The organism is Streptomyces sp. NPDC030799 (assembly GCF_055572255.1).
The window spans coordinates 277,774-297,824 of sequence record NZ_JBVIDS010000002.1; the positions used below are offsets into that span (position 1 = coordinate 277,774).

Below are 20,051 nucleotides of genomic sequence, written 5' to 3' on the forward strand. Positions count from 1 at the left end.
CGGGTGCCGTATGCCGGCGTGTGGTCAGCGGACCGGCATGCCCTGCGGCTGCTGCGGGGCGATGCCCAGCGCCGTCGTGTACTTGGCGAGGGCGAGCTTGCCGATCGCCGGGTATGCGCCGAGCGCCTCGGCCGTGGCGCAGCCCGCCTCCTCGGCGGCCGCCGCCAGCAGCGCCGGGTCGATCTCCGGGCCGATCAGATACGGCGCCAGGGCCAGCTGCTGCGAGCCCGAGGACCGCAGCTGCCCGGCGACGGAGGAGATCGAGCCCTCCTGGTCCAGGGCCGCCGCCATCACCGGCACGGCCAGGCGCGCGGCGAGCAGCATGCCGGTGATCCCGGCCGCCTGTACGGCCTCGTCGCCGCCCACGGACGCCAGGATGATCCCGTCCGCGGCGGTGGCCACGGTGAACAGGCGGGCGCGGTCGGCACGGGCCAGACCTGCCTCGGACAGCCGCACGTGCAGCGCCTCGGCGAGCAGCGGGTGCGGGCCGAGCACATCGGTCAGCTCGGCGGCGACCCGGCTGTCCATCACGGACTGGCGGATCTGCCGCAGCAGGGCGCTGTCCGGGCCGGCCAGCAGCGGCACGACGACCGCGACCGGGCCGTCGGGCTCCTTGACCCCTTCGAGCCCCGCGGCGACGGCCTGCTCGTAACGGGCCGTGCGCTGCTCGGCGGCGTGCGCGAGCACGGACCGGAGCGTGGGGAACTCGGCGTCGTCCCCGTCCAGGTATCCGATCCGGGCGTCCAGGCCGGGCAGCTCGGAGCGGGCGATGCTCACGACCTCCTCGGCAAGGGCGCGCGTGGCGGCGCTGGGTGCACCGGGCACCGCGAGGGCGAGCGCGGGCGCACCCTCGGGAGCGACCAGCGGTTCCGGTCGGCGGTGCCGTCCGGGCTGGCGGGGTCGCGGCATTCGTACGGGCAGGCCGGACTCGGGCCCAGTGGGGGTGCTCATGGCGCCGCATGTTACTGGCTTTGCGGGTTCCTCCGTTCGGGGAGGGTGCAGGTGAGCGGTTTCCGTCCGGTTTTGTCTGATGAGTGACAAGCGTATGACACATGTTCCGAGCACGTGCCGAGAACATGGGCTGACAAAAGGGCGGCAAGAGGGTGACAGGGGCACCAAGGGGGCGACAGGCAGTGAAAGGGGGGAACGATCCGCTTCGCGGGGGCCTCAGCCGGCTTGCACCGGGACCACGTGGAGCATGGTCTTTTCACCCGGCAGGGTGAGCCGCCCGACCGCCAGGTCGGCCGCGATCCTCACGGCGCCGTGCAGCGGATCGCCCTCGGCCGGCACCTGCCGGGCGTGCGGCAGCCTGCCGGCCAGCTCCTCGCGCAGAGGGTTGAGGAGTGGATCGCCCAGGCGGAACAGGCCACCGGTGAGCGCCACTCGGGGCGTGCCCTCCGCCGGGCACACGGCCGCCGCGGACTCGGCCATGTGCCGGGCCGCCGCGCGCAGGATGCCCGCGGCGGTCGGGTCCTGCGCGGCGCACGCGGCCACCTGGGGGGCGAAGGAGGCCAGTACGGCGGGTCGGTCGGAGCGGGGATAGACCAGACCCGGCAGGCCGCGCACCGGCCCGAACTGCTCCTCCGCACGGGCCAGCAGCGGTGCGGAGCCGCCGTCCCGGCCGTCGTGGGCGCGCAGCGCCGCCTCCAGGCCGGCCCGCCCGATCCATGCGCCGCTACCGCAGTCCCCGAGCAGATGGCCCCACCCGTCGGCCCGGTGCCAGGCGGTCAGGTCGGTGCCGACCGCGATCAGCCCGGTACCCGCGGCGAGCACCGCGCCCGGGCGCGGCCCGAGGGCGCCGACGTAGGCGGTGACGGCGTCGGCGGCGAGCGCCACCTGCCGGACGCCCAGCTCCCGGGCGAGGGCGCCCGGCAGTTCGGCGCGCAGGGCGTCGCCCAGGCTGGCGAACCCGGCGGCGCCGATGACGGCCGTCTCCAGCCGGCTGATCCCGGCCTCGGCGGCGGACGCCCGGGCCAGCGGGACGAGTTGCGCCATCAGGTGGGCGGGATCGATGCCCCGTGCCCCCGTGCGGACCGGTTCCCGTGACTCCCGCTCTGCGGCGGGCGCCCGGCCCGGCACGCCGACGGCTACCCGCAGGCCGGAGCCTCCCGAGTCCACCGCCAGACAACCGGGGACGGTCATGGCAGCCGCCTGTCCACCGGCCGGCCGCCCTGCCGGCTCGGCAGGGCGGCGGCCCGGCTGAGCGGGCGCGAGCCGAAGAACCCGTAGTCGGCCGAGCCGGGCGACGGGCGCGCGGACTTCACCGCCGGCAGCGGGCGTACCTCGGGGGCGGCCGAGAACGACAGGCGGTGCTTGATCACTGGACGGAACAAGCTGCCCTCCTTCTCGGTGACCGGCTGCGTGACCCGCCCGACCGGATCGAAGGTTTCGACGAGGACGAAGAGTAGCGCCTGAGGGATGGCCCTCGGGCGGAGGCTTACCGGCGTATGCAGGGTGCCTGTGCGTGCCAGTAGAGTGACGCGCCGTGGCACCACGACCCTTGCGCGAACTTGTTGAACCAGGCTGGGCGAAGGCTCTTGAGCCTGTGGCCGAACGTATCGCCGCCATGGGGGACTTCCTCCGGGCCGAGATAGCTGCGGGCCGGACCTATCTGCCGGCTGGACCGAACGTCCTGAGGGCCTTCCAGCAGCCCTTCGACGACGTCCGCGTCCTGATCGTCGGTCAGGACCCCTACCCCACGCCGGGTATGGCCATCGGGTTGAGCTTCGCGGTCTCCCCGGAGGTGCGTTCGTTGCCGGGCAGTCTGGAGAACATCTTCCGGGAGATGCACTCCGACCTGGGGCTGCCCAGGCCGTCGAACGGCGATCTGACGCCATGGACGCAGCAGGGCGTGCTGTTGCTCAACAGGGCGTTGACGACGGCCCCGCGCAAGCCCGGGGCCCACCGCGGGAAGGGCTGGGAGCAGGTCACGGAGCAGGCGATACGGGCGTTGGCCGCGCGCGGCAAACCGCTGGTGTCGGTCCTGTGGGGGCGTGACGCGCGGAATCTGCGGCCGTTGCTCGGGGACCTTCCGGCGATCGAGTCCGCGCACCCGTCTCCGATGTCGGCGGACCGCGGCTTCTTCGGTTCGCGGCCGTTCAGCCGGGCCAATGACCTGCTGCTGCGGCAGGGTGCCCAGCCTGTGGACTGGCGACTGCCGTAACGCCACGGCTCCTCCGCGTCCGGGCGGCGTCCAGCCCTTGCATCGGCGGCGTGACCGTTGAGAGGCCGTCAGGTGCCGGGCCACAGCTGCTGGTCGATCACGAGGGCCGGCACTCGCTGTGGCACCTCCCGGGACACCGGTCGATCCGCTGTCCCGGGTCGCTCGCCGGGGTGCCACGGGCGTCACCTCCTGCCGCGGGCAGGAGGACGATCAACCGGTGGCCGAGCCCCAAAGCGCGACGCAGACGCCCTCGCGGCCCGCCCGTGCGGCTCAGCCGATCACCGCCGCCCGCACGCACAGCACGTCCGGCAGATGGGCAGCCAACTGCCGCCAGCTGTCGCCGTCGTCGGCCGAGGCGAACACTTCGCCGTTGCGGTTGCCGAAATAGACCCCCGCCGGTTCGGCGTCGTCGGTGCACAGGGCGTCCCGCAGCACCGTGCCGTAGTGGTCCTCCGCCGGCAGCCCCGTCGACAGCGGCTCCCAGGTCCGGCCCGCGTCCGTGGTCCGGAAGACCCGGCAACGGCGCTCGGCGGGCACCCGGTCCGCGTCGGCGTTGATCGGGAAGACGTACGCCGTGTCGCCCCGGTGCGGATGCGTGGCCACCGCGAAGCCGAACGTCGACGGCAGATCCGCGCCGATGTCGGTCCAGTGCGCGCCCGCGTCGTCGCTTCGGTACACCCCCCAGTGGTTCTGCAGATACAGCCGGTCGGGGTCGCCCGCATCCTTGGCGACCTTGTGCACGCACTGGCCGAACTCCGGGTTCGGATCCGGCAGGAACACCGCCGACACCCCCGAGTTGGACGGCGCCCAGCTCGCACCGCCGTCGGTGGAGCGGAACACCCCGGCCGTCGAAACGGCCACGGTCACCGCGCGGGGGTCACGGGCGTCGGTGACCACGGTGTGCAGGCCCTCACCGCCGCCGCCCGGCACCCACTGCGAGCGCGTCGGATGCTCCCACAGCGGCCGGACCAGGGAGAAGCTCTCGCCGCGGTCCTCCGAGCGGTACAGCGCCGCCGGTTCCGTGCCCGCGTAGACCACGCCGGGCTCGGCGGCGGCCGGATGCAGCTGCCAGACGCGCTCCAGGGAGGCGCCGGTGTCCTTGGGGAACTTGACGGCCGGCTGCGCCGGTTCGGTCCAGGTGCGGCCGAGGTCGTCGGAGTGGAAGACCGACGGACCCCAGTGCGCGCTGTCGCCGCCCGCCAGCAGCCGGGGCCGGTCCTCCCGGGTGTCGATCGCGACCGAGTAGACCGCCTGAGCATTGAAATACGGACTGTCGTCGAACTCCCAGGCGCCGCCGTCCCTTCGGCGCCCGATGAACAGACCTTTGCGGGTGCCCACCGCCAGCAGTACCTCGGTCATGCCGATCACCTCCGGGACGCCGTCGTCCAGGTAGTCGTGAGTCAGGTAGTCGTCAGTTATCGGCCAGTCTGCACCCCACCACTGACACTCTCCCCCGGAGAGCGTGTTTCTGCAGGTCACAGCGGTGTCGTCGGCCCGTGACGACGATCGGCCGGGGCCCGTTGCGGCATGCGCCTGCGCGAACGGGGTGTCTCGTGCGACCGTCGGGGAGACGGCTCGTCGTGAGCAACGGAGCGATCTCCCGCGTATGGGAGGGCGGTCCGGCCGGTCGGTGCGCTCGTGAGGAGGATGCCTTTGAAGGCGTTCCGTGGTCCGAAGGTGTGGCTGTGGCGCTGGCGGCGCAACCCGCTCAAACGCCGGGCCGACTTGGTGGAGGCCTGGGTGGTGCTCGGCGCTTGGCTGCTGACCGTCCTGGCCGGGGTTTCGGCCGGACTCGTGGCGGCCCGGTCGGTGGAGCACGGACTTGCCGGGGAGCGGGCGGCCTCGCGCCCCGTCGTGGCCCGCGTCGCGGCACGCGTCCCGGGAAACCGGCCCGCGCACGGCCACACCTCCTCCGGTGATCAGGTCTGGGCGAAGGTGCGCTGGACGGCGGCCGACGGCTCCGCCCGCACCGGTCAGGTGCGGGTCGAGCCCGGCAGCAAGGCCGGCACGCCGGTCACCGTCTGGACCGACCCGCAGGGCCGTCTCGTCAGCCGCCCCGCCTCCGTCGCGGAGGCCGCCTTCCGCGGCACCCTGATCGGCTGCCTGGTGGGCGTGAGCACCGCGGTGGTCCCCTTTGTCGGGGGCCTCGCCCTGCGCGCCCGTCTGGAACGCCGCCGCATGGACGCCTGGGACACGGAATGGGCCCGGCTCGGCCCGCAGTGGGGACGCATGGTCTGATCACGGTCGCCGACCCGGCTGCCTGTACGGCCGGAAGAACCCGGCCGCCCCGGCACCGCCGCCGGGGATCATCCGGGCCGCAGCGCTGCCGCCGTGGAGCCGACGGGGCCGAGCAGTGCGTGGCGCACGGAACCGAGCAGCGGTGCCGCACCGGATCGAGCAGCGGTGTCACGCCGGGCCGAGTAGCGCGTGGCGCACGGGACCGAGCAGCGGTGTCACGCCGGGCCGAGTAGCGCGTGGCGCACGGGACCGAGCAGCTGATGCCGCCCCAGGCCGAGCAGCGGGGGGGTGCCCCGCGCCGCGTCCCGCGCGTCCACCAGGGGGCGCAAGTGCGCGATCGGCTGACCCTCCGGTGCGCGCGGGGCGGGCAGCCCGGCTCAGGTGAGGGGGAGCCGGCAGTGCCTCCCGCGGTAGCCGACCGCCTCGCTCCCGGAGGCGCCGGCCGGGCCAACGGGCCGGCTTCCAGGCCGGGGTGTCCGCGGCGCTGTGTCCAGGCCGAGGTGTCCAGGACCGTCGACCGTCTGCCCGAAGGCGGCGACTGAGTGGCGGGCGGCAGGGGGCCGGCGCAACCCGGCGTCGGACCGCACCCGCACCCGCTGGAGCGTCGCCCGTGTTGGAGGTGCACAGCCGCGTTCCCGAGCTCATCGGCTCGGACAAGTGCCCGCCGTGACCCCCTACATCGCCGCCAGCGCCTCCCGGCACGCTCTCAGCAGCGCCTCGTCCTGCGATACGGCCTGGCCGCCGCGACCTCCCGGGGGGGCGGGGAGGCGACGCGGAGCGGCGAGTTCCGCCACCACCAGATGCCGTAGCGGGGCGGCGGCCGGGCCCATCGTGGTGAGGCACCGGGCGATCGGAGCGCGGGTGTGCGGGGTGTCCGTCCAGGCAGCCCGGAACACGGGCAGGACCGGCTCGGGATCCGCGTCGATGCGCCACAGCGCGCAGGCGGCCGACACCCGCTCCTGCGCCGGCCGGGAGGAGGCCATCCGGCGCAGCGCGGGGAGCGCGGAACGCGCGGCCGGCCCCAGTCTGCCGAGCTGCCCGGCGGCCCGGCACCGGCGTTCCGGATCGGCTTGGGCCAACTCCCGCAGCAGCGCGGGGAGTACGGCGGAGGCGTCCTGGTGCGCGGACCAGAGCGCGCCGGCCGCCGCGGCGGCGTGCCGGGTGCGCAGCAGTGCGTGCAGGAGGGGTACCGCCTGCGCGGCGGCGTTCAGCGCCTCCAGGGTCTCGACGGCGTGCCCCGCGACCGCCTCCCGTGCTCCCAGGCCGTCGGGAGCTCCCGACAGCAGCCGCAACACCTCGGGAACCGCGTCCTCGTCTCCGATCGCGCCGACCGCCGCCAGCAGCGGGGCGGCGAGCCGGGCGGCGGAGGGCGAGGCCGGCGGGATCCGGCCGAGCCGGTGCCGTACCGCGTGGGCGAGGGGGGCCGCGGCGGCGCCCAGGCGGGCCAGTGCGAACCCCAGGTCCACGGGTGCGGCCGGGCCGGCCAGCAGCTGGGCCAGGGCCGGGAGCGCGCGCGGATCGCCGCTCCCGGCCAGTGCCCTGAGCGGTCCGCCCAACGTGGGGGAGCCGCGTTCCAAGCGGTGCGTCCACAGGTCGGGGCGGGCACACACGAGCGCGTGCAGCTCGTCCGCGGCGGGTGCGGTGAGCGGTCCCAGTTCTGCGAGGACCGCGACCGCCGCGTCTCGTAACCGGTCCTCCTCTGCGGCCAGTTGGGCGCCGAGCAGCCGGACCGTGCCGCTGTGGTCGCCGCGCCAGCCGCGCAGCAGTGCCGCCGCCGTCCACACGGCGTTGCACCGGTCCACCGGATCCGGGCTGGTCAACTGCCCGCGCAGGAGCGCGGTCCGGTCGTCCACGCGGTCGCCGAGTCCGGTGTGCAGGGTGCGCAGCAGTCGGGAACCCTCCTCGTCGGACGGGCGCAGCCGCCGTAAGCGCCCCACGAGCGTGTCGGCGGAGGGCTCGTGGACCCGGTCACGGTGTGCGGAGCGCTCCCGGAGCAGCCGGACCGCCGTCGGCACGACATCGGCGGGCAGCCGGTCGGGTGCGACGAGCGCGAGCTGGCCGAGCGCGGCGAGCCGCAGCCCCGGGGAGTACGGCGGCGCACCCTGCTCGGCCAGGAGGTCCACCGCGGCGTCGGCGTGCGCGGGGTACCGGCGGACGAACAGACCGAGCGCCTCCGTGAGGGCGAGCAGAACGCGGTCGTCCCGCTCTGCCCGCAGCCGGTGCCGCAACAGGTCCAGTACCCGCGCGGGGGCGGTCAGGAAGTGCACGAGGGCCCCGGCGGCGGCCCGGCGCACCGCCGGGTCAGGGTCTTCGGCGAGCGGGACGAAGACCTCGGCGCCCGCGCACACCGCTTCCCGTGCGCGTGGATCCCCGTCCGTGTTCTCCGCGCCGATGACAACCAGCAGTTCCATGACGCCGGACCGGTCCGGCAGCTCCTCGCGGGCCACGAGCGAGAGCAGGAAGGGGACGCAGGCCAGTGTCGAGTCGTACACACGCCCCTGGTGGTGCAGCGCGCCGTACATCCCGTCGAGCGCGGTCGCCCGCTCGGCGGTGTCGGCGGACGCCAGGGCCCGTAACCATCCGGGCACGTCCTCCGCCGTGCCGTACGCGTGCCGCAGCGAGGCCCAGTCGACCTCGTCGATCCCCGTGACCACGTTGTCCTCCCCAGACGAGTGCCACCTGATCGCGAGTGTGCACCACGGCACTGACAACGGTGGGGAACCGCGCGCTGACTGTGTGCGATCCGTCGGCTGTCACCGGCCAGGGAGTGAGCGGTCGGCGGGGGCGCGCGAGCGGCCCGCGCGCCCCCGACCGGAGGTGTCAGTTCAGGCCGGGCAGGGCCCGAGCCAGGATCTCGTCGAGGCCCGCCCGGGCGGGCAGGGTGCCGAACGCGTGTCCCCAGTCGCCGCCCAGCCGGCTTGCGCAGAAGGCGTCCGCGACCGGGGTGGGGGCGTGCCGGACCAGCAGGGAGGCCTGGAGGGCGAGCGCCATCCGCTCGACCAGCCGGCGGGCACCCACCTGGTCCGTTTCGGCCAACTGGTCCTTGAGCGCGGCGACGGCCGTGTCCAGGCGGGCGTCCGCCCCGCGCGCGAGGGCGAGTTCGGCGAACAGGGCATCTGCGGTGTCCGGTTCCCGGCCGAGCGCGCGCAGCACATCGAGCGCGTTGACGTTGCCCGACCCCTCCCAGATCGACAGCAGCGGCGCCTCCCGGTAGTGCCGGGGCATGCCCGAGTCCTCGACGTACCCGTTGCCGCCCAGGCACTCCAGCGCCTCCGCGGTGAACGCGGGGCCCCGCTTGGTGACCCAGTACTTGCCGACGGCGGTCGCGATCCGCCGGAAGGCGCGCTCCCCGGCGTCCCCGCGCACCGCCCGGTCGGCCGCTCCGGCCAGCCGCAGTGCGAGCGTCGTCGCCGCCTCCGACTCCAGCGCGAGGTCGGCCAGGACGTTGCGCATCAGCGGCTGGTCGATCAGCCGGGCGCCGAACGCGCTGCGATGCCGGGCGTGGTGGCCGGCCTCCACCAGCGTCTTGCGCATCAGGGTCGCCGAGGACATCACACAGTCCAGCCGGGTGCAGTTGACCATCTCGATGATGGTCTTCACCCCTCGGCCCTCCGGCCCCACCAGCCAGGCCACCGTGCGGTCGAACTCCGGCTCCGAGGACGCGTTGGACCGGTTGCCCAGCTTGTCCTTCAGGCGCTGGATGCGGAAGGTGTTGCGGGTGCCGTCCGGCAGCACACGCGGCACCAGGAAGCACGACAGCCCGCCGGGAGCCTGCGCCAGCACCAGGAAGACATCGCACATCGGCGCCGACGTGAACCACTTGTGCCCGCGCAGCGTGTACACGCCGGGCTCACCGGTGGGCGTGGCCACGGTGGTGTTCGTCCGGACGTCCGACCCGCCCTGCTTCTCGGTCATGCCCATCCCCGCCAGCAGCCCCGGCTTATCGGCCGGCACGCGCAGTTCGGGGTCGTACTCCCGGCTGGTGAGCAGCGGTTCGTAGACCTTGGCCAGATCCGGTTGGGCCCGCAGCGCGGGCACGGCGGCGTACGTCATCGACGTCGGGCAGCCGTGGCCGGCCTCCGTGTGCCCCCACACCAGGCCGCCCGCCGTACGGGCCACATGGGCGCCGGGCCGCTCGTCCGCCCAGGGGGCCCCGGCCAGGCCCTCGGCGACCGCCGTGCGCATCAGGTGGTGCCAGCTGGGGTGGAACTCCACCTCGTCGACGCGGTGGCCGTAGCGGTCGTGGGTACGCAGGACCGGCTCGTGCCGGTTCGCCAGCTCACCCCACTCCTGCGCCTCCGCGCTGCCGGCGCGCGCCCCCAGCCGCCGGATGCCCTCCTCGGCCCACCCGGCGCCCTCCCGGCGCAGCCCCTCCAGCAGCGCCGGGTCGTCGGAGGCGTCGTAGGGAGCCAGGGGCGGGGCCTGGTTGGTGACGTCGTGCGTGGCGTACGGCGGCTGGGGCCGCGGCTGCGAGGGCGACTGCGCGGGAATCGGGACCATGCCAGCATGTTGCACTCTTTCTGCGGTCGTAGCAATGATGCAATACGAGGGCGCGCGTACAGTACGTGCTCATGCGCATGAACGTCCCGCCCGAGCCGGAGGAGGCAGGCCTGCGGCCGCTGTCGGCGCGGTCGGTCGTGCTGAGCCTGCTCCTCGGCGCGCACCCGGCGGAACTGCCGGTGAAGGACCTGGTCCGGCTGGTGGAGCCGTTCGGCGTCGGTGGCTCCACGCTGCGGGCCGCGCTGAGCCGGATGGTGACCGCGGGCGACCTGCGCCGTACCGATGCCGTCTACCGGCTCAGCGACCGGCTGCTGGCGCGCCAGCAGCGCCAGGACGAGGCGCTGCGGCCCGGCACGCGCGCGTGGGACGGCGACTGGGAGATGGTGGTGATCACCGCGACCGGTCGCGGCCCCGCCGAACGCGCCGAGCTGCGCACCCGGTTGACCGCCCTGCGCCTGGCCGAACTCCGCGAGGGCGTGTGGCTCCGTCCGGCCAACCTCGACCGCGCCCTGCCGGACCTGCTGCACTCCGTGGCCCGGACGTACACCGCGCGCCCCGACGAGCCCGGGCAGGAGCTGGTCGCCCGGCTCTGGCCGCTGGACACGTGGGCGGCCACCGCCCGGACGCTGCTTGCGCACACGGCAGCCGCCCGCAGCCCGGCGGACCGGCTCACCGCCCACGCGGCGGCCGTACGCCACCTGCTGACCGATCCCGTTCTGCCCCCCGTCCTCCTGCCCGCCGACTGGCCGGGGGAGGCCCTGCGCACGGCCTACGCCCACTACCAGCGGGAGTTGGCCGCGTCGGTGGGGCTCGGGGAGCGTGCCGCATGACGGCGGTGGCTCTCGCACGGTTCCTGCGGGCCCGGTTCCAGGAGGAGGAGCGGGTGGCCCGCGACGCGATCGCGGGGGCGCCCGGCGCGGTCCGGGGCGTCATGGCGGACCACGTCGAGCAGGTGCTCACCTCCCGGGACCGCGGGACGACGCACACGCCACTGGTGCAGTTCGGCGCCGAGGACCCGGTGCGGCTGCTCACTCATGTGGCGCGTCATGATCCGGCGCGCATCCTGCGGAACGTCGAGGCGGGCCGGGCACTGCTCGCCGAGCACCGGCCGGGCGAGGACGGCCGCTGCCGCACCTGTGCCGCAGCCACCGGAGGAAGCCGGCAACCGGCTCCGTGCGCCACGCTCCGACTGCTCGCCCTGCCGTCCGCCGCGCATCCCGAGTACGCCGAGGCGGCCGGGGAGCGGGAGACCCCCGGCGACGGGTGAATGCCTGGATCCGCGCCCCGGCCACGTCGACGCGGTGATCGGCTTCGACCGGGCGGTACGCGATCCCTCGGCGCCGGAACGGCCCGGGTCCCCGGGGCGGGCCGGCGCCCGTGCGGTGCTGGGCCCTGTGGTGTGGATCATCCCGGCGTCGCGGGGTCTGGCGGTGCGGGTGGCGCCGAGGCGGTCCGAGGAGTTCCCTGGGAAGAGTGGCGCCCCCTGAGCGGAAACGGGGGATGACCAGCGCAGTGGCGGGCACTCGGTGGGGCACGTAAGGCGAACTCACCCGAGGAGAGTCATGGCTGAGCAGAAGTCGTCGTCGGCCCTCACGGCGCCCCTGCACGGCGCGGCCTCGGTGCTGCGCAGGGTGCCCGGGGCCGGGATGGTGAGCAGGGCCGCCGAGGGGACGCTGGACAAGGTCGGCGCGGTGTCGCCCCGTGGACGGCGCATCGCCGTGTACGCGGGGGCCGGAGTGCTCGGTGCGGCGGGCGTGGTGGAGTGGCCCGTGGCCCTCACGGGAGCAGCCGTGGCCTGGCTCACCCAACCGCGGCCCGCGCATCCGGCCGAGCGCGAGAGCGCGGCCCGGCAGGGGCCCGAACCCGCCCACGACCTCGGCACCGCGGCCCTCAGGTCCGGCCACGGCACGGGGTCCCGCAACGCCGGCGGCACGAGTGCAGCGGCGTCGGCGGGGGTGAGGGGCACGGCCGGCGGCACGGACCCGGCGGCCTCCGGCGAGGACGGGACGGAGGCGGCCGGAGGCACCGAGGCCACGAGCGGGGCTCGGTCCGGCGCCGGGGCTGCGGCTGCCGGCGGTGCCGGGGCTTCCGCGGGTGATGCGGCGTCGGGTGGTGGCGGGAGTCATGGCGGTGGTGGGTCGCCCGGGAGTGCCCGGGTCTCTCACGGTGCCGGGGCCTCGGCGGGCGAGGCGGCGTCCGGTGGCGGCCGGAGCCATGGTGGCGGGGGGTCGTCCGGCCGGGCACGGACCTCTCGCGGTGCCGAGGGTTCGGCGGTCAAGCCGTCCACCGGTCCGCTCGGTCCCACGGCGCGGCCTGACCGCACCACGCTCTGAGGAGGGCCATGGTGCTCGGACTGCTGGCGGCGCCCTCGGCCGCCGTACGGCTACTGCCCGCCGCACCGCGGCTGCTGGCGCGGGCGGCCGCGCCGGCGGCCGGAGCGGTCGCCGGTGTCGCCGCGGGCACGGCGCGCGCGGGAGTGCGCGGCGCGGATGCCGCCGTACGGGTGGCCCGGGTCGCCCGCAACGCGCTGCCCGGCGCCGGTGACCACTGGCGGGCCGGCGCCCGCACCCACCTGGCCCTGCGGCCCGTGGAACAGGAGCTCGCGCGGCGCGCGGGCGGCACCGCACATCTGGCGCGCCGGATGGCCGAAGCGCTGGCCGAGCGGCCCGACGTGCTCGTCGCCTACTGGGACCAGGGGCTCGCGCGCCTGGTGGTGACGGCGACCGGCGAGGAGGCCGCCGACCAGGTCGTGGAACACGCCGCCGAACTGGCCGAGCGGCACGGACTGGTGCTGTCCGCCCAGGACGTGGAGGAGACCACGCATCCCGCCGACCCGGCCGGGGTGCGCGCCGCCGTGGCCACGCTCGCCGCCGACGCGGTGGGCATCGCCGCCGCGCTCACCGCCTACTCGCTCCGGCTGCCCCCCTCCCCCCGCCTGGTCACGGCGGTCGTGACGCTGCTGCGGGAGAACCCGCGCTTCCGCTCCTGGCTGCGCGCCCGGCTGGGCGACGCTCGCATGGATCTCGTGCTGGCCTGTGCGAACGCCGCCGCCCACGGCGCCGGGCAGACCCCGACCTCGCTCATACTCGACGGCGTCCTGCGGACTTGCCAGGTGGCCGAGACGGTGGCCCGCGCCGCCGCCTTCGACGCGGTGCACGACAAGCTGTGCGGGCCGGATCGCGTCAGCCTCCCGGCCGACGGCGCCGCCCGACCGCCGCTGCGGGAGTCCCCGGCGCAGGAGTACGCCGCGCATGCCTCCGCGGGCAGCGTGGTGGGCGCCGCGGTCACCCTCCTGGTCAAGCACGACGGCAGCGAGGCGGCGGAGGCGGTGCTCGCGGGCTCGCCGAAGGCCGCCCGCTACGGTCCCGCCGCCTTCCACGCCGTCCTGAGCGCGGCGCTCGCCCGGACCGGCGTGCTGGTGCGGGCCCCGGAGCGGCTGCGCCAGCTGGAGATGGCCGACACGGTCGTGCTGCACCCCAGCGTGCTGCGCACCGACGACGGCGAGGCCGACCCGTGGGCCGAACCGGTCCTGGACGCGGCCCGCCGGGCGGGCCTGCGGGTGGTGCTCGTGGACGACCCCGCCCTGGAGGACTTCACCGGCCTCGCCGACCAGGTCGTGGACGCGCGCCGGCCGCTGGACGACGTGGTGTACGAGGCGCGCGGCGACGCGGGCGCGGTGCTCGCCGTCGCCCGGGTGGGCTCCGCCGACGAGCACGGGGTCCTGGCCGGGCTGCGCGCCGCCGACATCGCCCTCGCCCTCACCGATCGCGACGGCGCGGTGGTCTGGGGCGCGGACCTGCTGGCCCTGCACGGGCTGCCGGATGTGTGGCGGGTGCTCACCGCGATACCGGCCGCCCGCACGGTCGGCCGACACGCCCAGACCCTCGCCCGCTCCGGCGCCGCGCTCTCCGGTCTCCTCGTGGCCATCGGCGAGTCGGGCGGCGGTCACGGGCGCCTGGCCGCGCTGCCGGGGATGCGACACGCCCCCGTCGACGTCGCCGCCGTGTCGGCCCTGCTCTCCGGGGGCCGCGCCGCACTCGGCGTGGCGGCAGCCCGGCCCCCGCACCCCCGTCCGCGCGTGCACTGGCACGAGCTGGACCCCGAGCAGGCCCGGGAGCGGCTGGAGCACGAACCGGCCGCCGAGAGCACCGCCTTCGAGGGGCTGACCGCCCGCGTGCGCGAGGCCGCCGCCGGTGTAGCCCGGCACCCGCTGGCCGCGCCCGCGCGCTGGTCCTACCGGCTGGGCGGGGCCGTACGCGGTGAACTCCACGACCCGCTCACCCCGGTGCTCGCCGTCGGGTCGGCGGCGTCCGCGATCCTCGGCTCGGTCGTGGACGCCCTGCTCGTCGTCGGCGCCCTCGACCTGAACGCCCTGGTCGGCGGCATCCAGCGGCTGCGTGCCGAACGGGCGCTGTCCGGACTGGTCGCCGAGCAGCAGCAGAAGGCGCGTCTCGTGCCGCCGGAGACGGAGGCACCGGTCGGCGGCACGCGCACCGTGGAGGCGGGCAAGCTGCATCCGGGTGACGTGATCCAGCTGAAGGCGGACGACGTGGTGCCCGCCGATGCCCGGCTGCTGTGGCAGGACGGTCTGGAGGTCGACGAGTCGGCCCTGACCGGCGAGTCGCTGCCGGTGGAGAAGCAGACGGACCCGACCCCGCACGCCCCGGTCGCCGACCGTCGCTGCATGGTCTTCGAGGGGACGACGGTCGTGGCGGGGCAGGCCCGGGCCGTCGTGGTCGACATCGGTGAGCGCACGGAGGCCGCCCGCGCCGTCCACCTGGCCGCCCGTACGCCCCCGGCCGGCGGCGTCCAGGCCCGGCTGCAGGAACTCACCCGCAAGGCCCTGCCGTTGACGCTGGCGGGCGGCGCCGCGGTCACCGGACTCGCGCTGGTGCGCGGCACCCCCATCCGGGAGGCGGTCAGCGGTGGTGTGGCGGTGGCCGTGGCGGCCGTACCGGAGGGGCTGCCGCTGGTCGCCACGGTCGCGCAGCTGGCCGCGGCCCGGCGCCTCAGCCGCGGCGGCGTCCTCGTCCGCACCCCGCGCACCCTGGAGGCGCTGGGGCGCATGGACACCATCTGCTTCGACAAGACCGGCACGCTCACCGAGAACCGGCTGCGGCTGGTGCGTACCTCGGGCGCCGACGGCACGGTCCGCGCGGCGGACGACCCCGGGTCGGCCGGCATCGTCCGGTCCGCCGCGCGTGCCTGTCCGCAGCTCAACGGGGGCAGCGACCGCCCGGTGCACGCCACCGACGAGGCGGTGCTGGCCGCGGCCGGCGCCGACCCGGACTGGACCCAGCTCGCGGACCTTCCGTTCGAGGCGGCACGTGGATACGCCGCCGCCGTCGGCCGGAGCGGGGACGGCCCCCTCGTGCTCGTGGTCAAGGGCGCCCCGGAGACCGTGCTGCCCGCCTGCCCGGGTCTACCGGAGCACGCGGCGCAGGCGGCCCACGCGCTGGCGGCGGACGGCCTCAGGGTCCTGGCGGTGGCCGAACGGCGGCTCGACGCGGCCGGGCAGGATGCCGACGACATCCTCGAACAGCCGCTGCAGGAGCTGGAGTTCACCGGCCTGCTGGCGCTGTCCGACGTACCGCGCGAGACGTCCACGGCACTGGTGGAGGGGCTCAACGAGGCGGGCGTACGACCGGTCATGCTCACCGGCGACCATCCGCAGACCGCACGGGCCATCGCCGCCGAGCTGGGCTGGCCCGAGGAGACCGTCGTGGTCACCGGGGACGAGCTGGCCGCGGCGGACCGGGCGGCCAGGGCCCGGATGCTGCGGGACGCGGGCGTGGTGGCCCGGGTGGCGCCCGAGCAGAAGCTCCAGGTCGTCGAGTCGCTGCGGGACGCGGGCCGGGTCGTCGGCATGGTGGGCGACGGCGCCAACGACGCCGCGGCCATCCGCGCCGCCGACATCGGCGTCGGCATCAACGCCCGCGGCTCGGCCGCCGCGCGCAACGCCGCCGACATCGTCCTCACCGACGACGATCTGACGGTCCTGATCGACGCGGTCGGCGAGGGGCGGGCGCTGTGGCACAGCGTGGCCGACGCCATCGCCATCCTGATCGGCGGCAACGCGGGCGAGGTCGGGTTCGGCATCCTCGGCACGCTGCTGTCCGGCCGGGCGCCGCTGTCCACGCGGCAGATGCTCATGGTGAACCTCTTCACCGACCTGTTCCCGTCGATGGCGGTGGCGGTGACCGAGAAGGACGACGAGCCGAGCACCGTACGCACCCGCGGTGGATCGCCGGAGGACGCCTCCGCCGTGCTCGGCGCGCCGCTGCTGCGGCAGATCCGGCACCGGGCGCTCACCACCTGCCTGGGCGCGGTGACGGCGTGGCTGATGGGCCGCTTCACGCCCGGCACCGCGCGCCGTTCCGGCACGATGGCGCTGTGCGGGGTGGTCGGCACCCAGCTCGTGCAGACGTGGCTGGACCGGCGCGACAGCCGCCTGGTGCAGATCACCTGCCTGGGTTCCGCCGTGGCGCTGGTCGCGGCGGTGCAGACCCCGGGCGTCAGCCACGCGGTCGGGTGCACCCCGCTCGGCCCGGTCGCCTGGGCCGGTGTCCTCGCGGCGATCGCCCTGGCCCTGGCCGGCCAGCGGGCGCTGCCCCGCCTGGAGGAGACGGTCGGCCGCCTGCTGCCGGGCTGACCCACCGCGGAAGACGGCCCGCCGGCCACCGCGCCGCGCACCGGAGCCGACCGGTCGGCCAGTGCCGGTCGGGCGACGGAAGTGCCTGGGCCGGTGGTGAGGCTGCTCCGCCGGCTGCCGGGCGGGTCGGTGGAGGGGCTGCCCCGCCGGCTGCCGGGCGGGGCGGCGGAGGACCGACCCGTTGACCCGTTGACGGTGCCGGGCTGGTCCTCCGAGGAGACAGCTGGTCCGCCGCCACGCCGCAGAGGGGCAGCTGCCGACTGGTCCGCTCCACGCCGCAGGTGGGCAGTAGCCGCCGGGCCGCTGCCGTCGAGTCGGGCAACTGCCGTCTGACTCGCTGCCGTCCGGGCAGGAATCGACCGGCCTGCTGCCGCCCCGCAGCCGGGCAGCTGCCGACTGACCGCTCCCCGCCAAAGCCAGGCAGTAGCCGACTGGCCCGCTGCCGTCGGAGTCGGGCAACTGCCGACTGACCCGCTGGCGACCGGCCCGCTGCCGTCCCGCAGTTGGGTCGGGTGTGGTCAGAGCGACCGGTGGTACTGGTCCGGTACCCGGACCTCGCCGCCCAGTTCGCGGGCGGCGTGCCGGGCCCAGGACGGGTTGCGCAGCAGCTCGCGGCCCAGCAGGACGGCGTCGGCCTCGCCGTTCTTCACGATCTTCTCGGCCTGCCCGGCCTCGGTGATCAGTCCTACGGCCGCGACGCGCAGTGGCGTCTCGGCCTTCACCCGGGCGGCGAACGGCACCTGGTAGCCGGGGCCGGTCGGAACGGTCACCCCGGAGACATTGCCGCCGGTGGAGACGTCGAGCAGATCGACGCCGTGGGTGTGCAGGTCGTGGGCGAAGCGGACCGTGTCGTCCGCGGTCCAGCCGCCGTCCTGGAGCCAGTCGGTGGCCGAGATACGGAAGAACACCGGCTTGTCCTCCGGCCACACCGCGCGTACGGCGTCCACGACCTCGAGGGCGAACCGGGTGCGGTTCTCGTACGAGCCGCCGTAGGCGTCGGTGCGGTGGTTGGAGTGCGGGGACAGGAACTCATTGATCAGGTAGCCGTGGGCGCCATGGATCTCGGCGATCTCGAATCCCGCGGCGAGCGCCCGGCGGGCCGCGGCGGAGAACTGGCCGACGACCTCCTGGATCTGATCCACAGACAGCTCGGTCGGCACCGGATGCCGCTCGTCGAAGGCCACCGCGCTCGGAGCGAGTGGCTGCCAGCCGTGCGCCTCCGGTCCGACTGGCGCACCGCCCTTCCAGGGCCGGTCGGTCGATGCCTTGCGACCGCTGTGCGCGAGCTGGACCGCCGGCACCGTGCCCTGGGCGCCGAGGAACCGGGTGATCCGGCGGAAGGCCTCCACCTGTGTGTCGTTCCAGAGGCCGAGGTCGTAGGGGGAGATCCGGCCCTCCGGCGAGACCGCCGTGGCCTCCATGATCACCAGGCCGGTGCCGCCCGCGGCGCGCGCCGCGTAGTGCGCGAAGTGCCAGTCGTGCGGGGCACCCGCGAGCGGACCCTCGGGCTCGGCCGAGTACTGGCACATCGGAGGCATCCACACCCGGTTCGGGATGGTCACTCCACGCAGGGTGAGGCTCTCGAAGAGCGTGCTCACTACAGACTCCGTTCGTCACGGGACCGCTGTCGGCTCGTACGATAACCCTCGTACTACGAGAAGTGTCAAACTACGATGCCTCTCGTACAATGCTGGCAGCCGAGGAGTACCGCGACGAAGGGCAGCCGCCGTGACCGAAACCGCCACCACCGGCCGCGCACTGCCGCACCCGGAGCGCGACGAAATCCGGCTGGAGTCCGTGCTGCACGCCCTCTCCGACCCGATGCGGCTGCAGATCGTGCGCGAACTCGCAGCCGCCGAAGCCGAGTTGACCTGCTCGCAGTTCGAGCTGCCGGTGACCAAGTCCACCACCACCCACCACTTCCGGGTGCTGCGCGAGAGCGGGGTCATCCGGCAGGTCTACCGGGGCACGGCCAAGATGAACGGCCTGCGCCGGGACGAGCTAGAGGGACTCTTCCCGGGGTTGCTCGACAGCCTCCTCGCGGCCGCCGACCGGCAGGCCGGCCGGCTCGGGGAGAACGTCTGAACCGGCCTTCGTAGACAGGCGGTTGCCCGCCGGAAGATGGTTGAACAGCAGGTTCAGCGTGATCGCGGACACACAGCCCGCGCTGATCCCGCTGTTCATCACCGTCTGGAACCAGTCCGGGAACTTCTCGTAGACCGTAGGCACTCCCACCGGCAGCATGCCGATCGCGACCGACACGGCGACCACGGTCAGATTGTTGTTGCCGCGGAAGTCCACCCGGGCCAGCGTCCGCAGCCCGCTCGCCGCGACCGTCCCGAACATGACCAGTCCGGCGCCGCCCAGCACCGGCGCCGGGATCGCCGCGACCACCGCGCCCAGCTTGGGCAGCAGGCCGAGCAGCACCAGCATGCCGCCCGCCGCCGCGACCACCCAGCGGCTGCGCATCCGCGTCATGCCGACCAGTCCCACGTTCTGTGCGTACGCCGTGTACGGGAAGGTGTTGAACACTCCGCCCAGGACGGTCGACAGCCCGTCCGCCCGTAGCCCGTCGGACAGGGAACGCGGTTCGACCGTACGCCCCGTCAGCTCGCCGACCGCGATCAGGTCACCGGTCGTCTCGGTCATCGCCACCAGCGCCACCACCAGCATGGCCACGATCGCCGACGCCTTGAACCGCGGCGCCCCGAAGTGGAACGGCGTGCTGATGCCCACCCAGTCGGCGTCGCCGACCCCGCTGAAGTCGGTGAGGTGGAAGGGCACGGCGACCGCGAGACCGACGGCGATGCCGGTCAGTACGGCGATCCGGCCGAGCGAGGCGGGCCCGAACCGCTGCACGGCCAGCACCACCACCAGCACGAAGGCGGCCAGCGCCAGGTTCTTCGGCGCGCCGAAGTCCTTCGCGCCGACGCCGCCCGCGGCCCAGTTGCCCGCGACCGGCAGCAGGGAGAGCCCGATGATCAGGATCACCGTGCCGGTCACCAGCGGCGGGAAGAAGCGCAACAGCGTGCCGAAGACCGGCGCGAGCAGCATGATCGCAAGGCCTGCGACGATCACCGAGCCGTAGATCGCGGGCAGTCCGCCGCCCGTCGTCCCGATGAGCACCATCGGCGAGACGGCCGCGAACGTACAGCCCTGCATGATCGGCAGCCGGACGCCGAACCGCCAGAAGCCGACGCACTGGATCAGCGTGGCGATCCCGCAGACCAGCAGGTCGGCGGTGATCAGATACGCCAGATCCGCGGGTGACAGCTTCATCGCGCCGCCCACGATCAGCGGCACGGCGACGGCACCGGCGTACATCGCGAGCACGTGCTGCAGTCCGAAGGCGGCCAACTGCCGTACCGGTGGGATCTCGTCGACGGGGTGGACGTCTGCGGTCGTGGTCATGGGGGCTCCGTCAGCGGCGGGGGAGTGGCATCCGAACAGGACGAGACCGTAAGGGACTTGAACAGTTTGTTGATTTCCGCTCTGTTG

General features: G+C 74.8%; 15 protein-coding genes. 7 read left to right on the forward strand and 8 right to left on the reverse strand.

The features are described from left to right. Nucleotides 1-24: 24 nt before the first annotated feature. The 3 genes from ACZ41I_RS05165 to ACZ41I_RS05175 form a co-directional block, all read right to left on the reverse strand. Nucleotides 25-951 carry a sirohydrochlorin chelatase gene (locus ACZ41I_RS05165; protein ID WP_468513188.1) on the reverse strand — a complete coding sequence of 309 codons (927 nt, stop codon included), beginning with the start codon at nt 949-951 and terminating at the stop codon, nt 25-27. Between the two features lie 216 nt (nt 952-1,167). Further along, nucleotides 1,168-2,142, reverse strand: coding sequence for an N-acetylglucosamine kinase (locus ACZ41I_RS05170; RefSeq protein WP_399763067.1), 975 nt, complete (start codon nt 2,140-2,142; stop codon nt 1,168-1,170). Further along, on the reverse strand, nt 2,139-2,333 hold the full coding sequence (locus ACZ41I_RS05175; RefSeq protein ID WP_468513189.1) for a hypothetical protein: 195 nt from the start codon (nt 2,331-2,333) through the stop codon (nt 2,139-2,141). The genes ACZ41I_RS05170 and ACZ41I_RS05175 overlap by 4 nt, the downstream gene beginning before the upstream one ends. A gap of 152 nt (nt 2,334-2,485) precedes the next feature. Between ACZ41I_RS05175 and ACZ41I_RS05180 the strand changes: the two genes are divergently transcribed. Continuing rightward, nucleotides 2,486-3,163 carry a uracil-DNA glycosylase gene (locus ACZ41I_RS05180; protein ID WP_468513190.1) on the forward strand — a complete coding sequence of 226 codons (678 nt, stop codon included), beginning with the start codon at nt 2,486-2,488 and terminating at the stop codon, nt 3,161-3,163. A gap of 270 nt (nt 3,164-3,433) precedes the next feature. On the opposite strand, the gene ACZ41I_RS05185 is transcribed toward ACZ41I_RS05180, so the two are convergent. Further along, nucleotides 3,434-4,522, reverse strand: a complete 1,089-nt coding sequence (locus tag ACZ41I_RS05185) for a WD40/YVTN/BNR-like repeat-containing protein (protein ID WP_363215377.1) — start codon at nt 4,520-4,522, stop codon at nt 3,434-3,436. Between the two features lie 288 nt (nt 4,523-4,810). Between ACZ41I_RS05185 and ACZ41I_RS05190 the strand changes: the two genes are divergently transcribed. Continuing rightward, on the forward strand, nt 4,811-5,401 hold the full coding sequence (locus ACZ41I_RS05190) for an Rv1733c family protein (RefSeq protein ID WP_468317576.1): 591 nt from the start codon (nt 4,811-4,813) through the stop codon (nt 5,399-5,401). Nucleotides 5,402-6,075: 674 nt separating this feature from the next. On the opposite strand, the gene ACZ41I_RS05195 is transcribed toward ACZ41I_RS05190, so the two are convergent. Both ACZ41I_RS05195 and ACZ41I_RS05200 read right to left on the reverse strand, forming a co-directional pair. Continuing rightward, the gene (locus tag ACZ41I_RS05195; protein ID WP_468513191.1) at nt 6,076-8,055 is read right to left on the reverse strand and encodes a HEAT repeat domain-containing protein; all 1,980 of its coding nucleotides are present in this window, start codon (nt 8,053-8,055) and stop codon (nt 6,076-6,078) included. Between the two features lie 166 nt (nt 8,056-8,221). After that, entirely contained in the window at nt 8,222-9,901 is a 1,680-nt protein-coding gene (locus ACZ41I_RS05200; RefSeq protein WP_468513192.1) for a DNA alkylation response protein, read from the reverse strand. A 71-nt stretch (nt 9,902-9,972) separates the two neighbouring features. Here ACZ41I_RS05200 and ACZ41I_RS05205 point away from each other — a divergent pair, with 71 nt between their 5' ends. From ACZ41I_RS05205 to ACZ41I_RS05220, 4 genes are all read left to right on the forward strand, one after another. Further along, nucleotides 9,973-10,731 carry a PaaX family transcriptional regulator C-terminal domain-containing protein gene (locus ACZ41I_RS05205; protein WP_468513193.1) on the forward strand — a complete coding sequence of 253 codons (759 nt, stop codon included), beginning with the start codon at nt 9,973-9,975 and terminating at the stop codon, nt 10,729-10,731. After that, nucleotides 10,728-11,168, forward strand: a complete 441-nt coding sequence (locus tag ACZ41I_RS05210; RefSeq protein WP_468513194.1) for a DUF6221 family protein — start codon at nt 10,728-10,730, stop codon at nt 11,166-11,168. The genes ACZ41I_RS05205 and ACZ41I_RS05210 overlap by 4 nt, the downstream gene beginning before the upstream one ends. A 295-nt stretch (nt 11,169-11,463) precedes the next feature. Further along, nucleotides 11,464-12,234, forward strand: a complete 771-nt coding sequence (locus tag ACZ41I_RS05215) for a hypothetical protein (RefSeq protein WP_468513195.1) — start codon at nt 11,464-11,466, stop codon at nt 12,232-12,234. 8 nt (nt 12,235-12,242) lie between these two features. Beyond that, nucleotides 12,243-16,553, forward strand: coding sequence for an HAD-IC family P-type ATPase (locus ACZ41I_RS05220; RefSeq protein WP_468513196.1), 4,311 nt, complete (start codon nt 12,243-12,245; stop codon nt 16,551-16,553). A gap of 518 nt (nt 16,554-17,071) precedes the next feature. On the opposite strand, the gene ACZ41I_RS05225 is transcribed toward ACZ41I_RS05220, so the two are convergent. Then, complete coding sequence (locus tag ACZ41I_RS05225; RefSeq protein WP_468317595.1) at nt 17,072-18,151, reverse strand: NADH:flavin oxidoreductase/NADH oxidase; 1,080 nt, start codon at nt 18,149-18,151, stop codon at nt 17,072-17,074. Between the two features lie 130 nt (nt 18,152-18,281). Between ACZ41I_RS05225 and ACZ41I_RS05230 the strand changes: the two genes are divergently transcribed. Further along, nucleotides 18,282-18,638, forward strand: a complete 357-nt coding sequence (locus ACZ41I_RS05230; protein ID WP_363218497.1) for an ArsR/SmtB family transcription factor — start codon at nt 18,282-18,284, stop codon at nt 18,636-18,638. Here ACZ41I_RS05230 and ACZ41I_RS05235 read toward each other — a convergent pair. Continuing rightward, a complete protein-coding gene (locus ACZ41I_RS05235; RefSeq protein ID WP_363218498.1) occupies nt 18,555-19,964 on the reverse strand; it encodes a nucleobase:cation symporter-2 family protein in 1,410 nt (469 codons plus the stop codon). The two genes, ACZ41I_RS05230 and ACZ41I_RS05235, sit on opposite strands and share 84 nt — an antisense overlap. Between the last annotated feature and the right edge of the window lie 87 nt (nt 19,965-20,051).

What these genes read in the sequence shown, in the direction of transcription:
- ACZ41I_RS05215 (WP_468513195.1), top strand. Translation starts at nt 11,464, where the DNA reads ATGGCTGAGCAGAAGTCGTCGTCGGCCCTCACGGCGCCCCTGCACGGC.
- ACZ41I_RS05205 (WP_468513193.1), top strand. Translation starts at nt 9,973, where the DNA reads ATGCGCATGAACGTCCCGCCCGAGCCGGAGGAGGCAGGCCTGCGGCCG.
- ACZ41I_RS05210 (WP_468513194.1), top strand. Translation starts at nt 10,728, where the DNA reads ATGACGGCGGTGGCTCTCGCACGGTTCCTGCGGGCCCGGTTCCAGGAG.
- ACZ41I_RS05200 (WP_468513192.1), bottom strand. Translation starts at nt 9,901, where the DNA reads ATGGTCCCGATTCCCGCGCAGTCGCCCTCGCAGCCGCGGCCCCAGCCG.
- ACZ41I_RS05185 (WP_363215377.1), bottom strand. Translation starts at nt 4,522, where the DNA reads ATGACCGAGGTACTGCTGGCGGTGGGCACCCGCAAAGGTCTGTTCATC.
- ACZ41I_RS05190 (WP_468317576.1), top strand. Translation starts at nt 4,811, where the DNA reads ATGCCTTTGAAGGCGTTCCGTGGTCCGAAGGTGTGGCTGTGGCGCTGG.
- ACZ41I_RS05235 (WP_363218498.1), bottom strand. Translation starts at nt 19,964, where the DNA reads ATGACCACGACCGCAGACGTCCACCCCGTCGACGAGATCCCACCGGTA.
- ACZ41I_RS05170 (WP_399763067.1), bottom strand. Translation starts at nt 2,142, where the DNA reads ATGACCGTCCCCGGTTGTCTGGCGGTGGACTCGGGAGGCTCCGGCCTG.
- ACZ41I_RS05220 (WP_468513196.1), top strand. Translation starts at nt 12,243, where the DNA reads ATGGTGCTCGGACTGCTGGCGGCGCCCTCGGCCGCCGTACGGCTACTG.
- ACZ41I_RS05165 (WP_468513188.1), bottom strand. Translation starts at nt 951, where the DNA reads ATGAGCACCCCCACTGGGCCCGAGTCCGGCCTGCCCGTACGAATGCCG.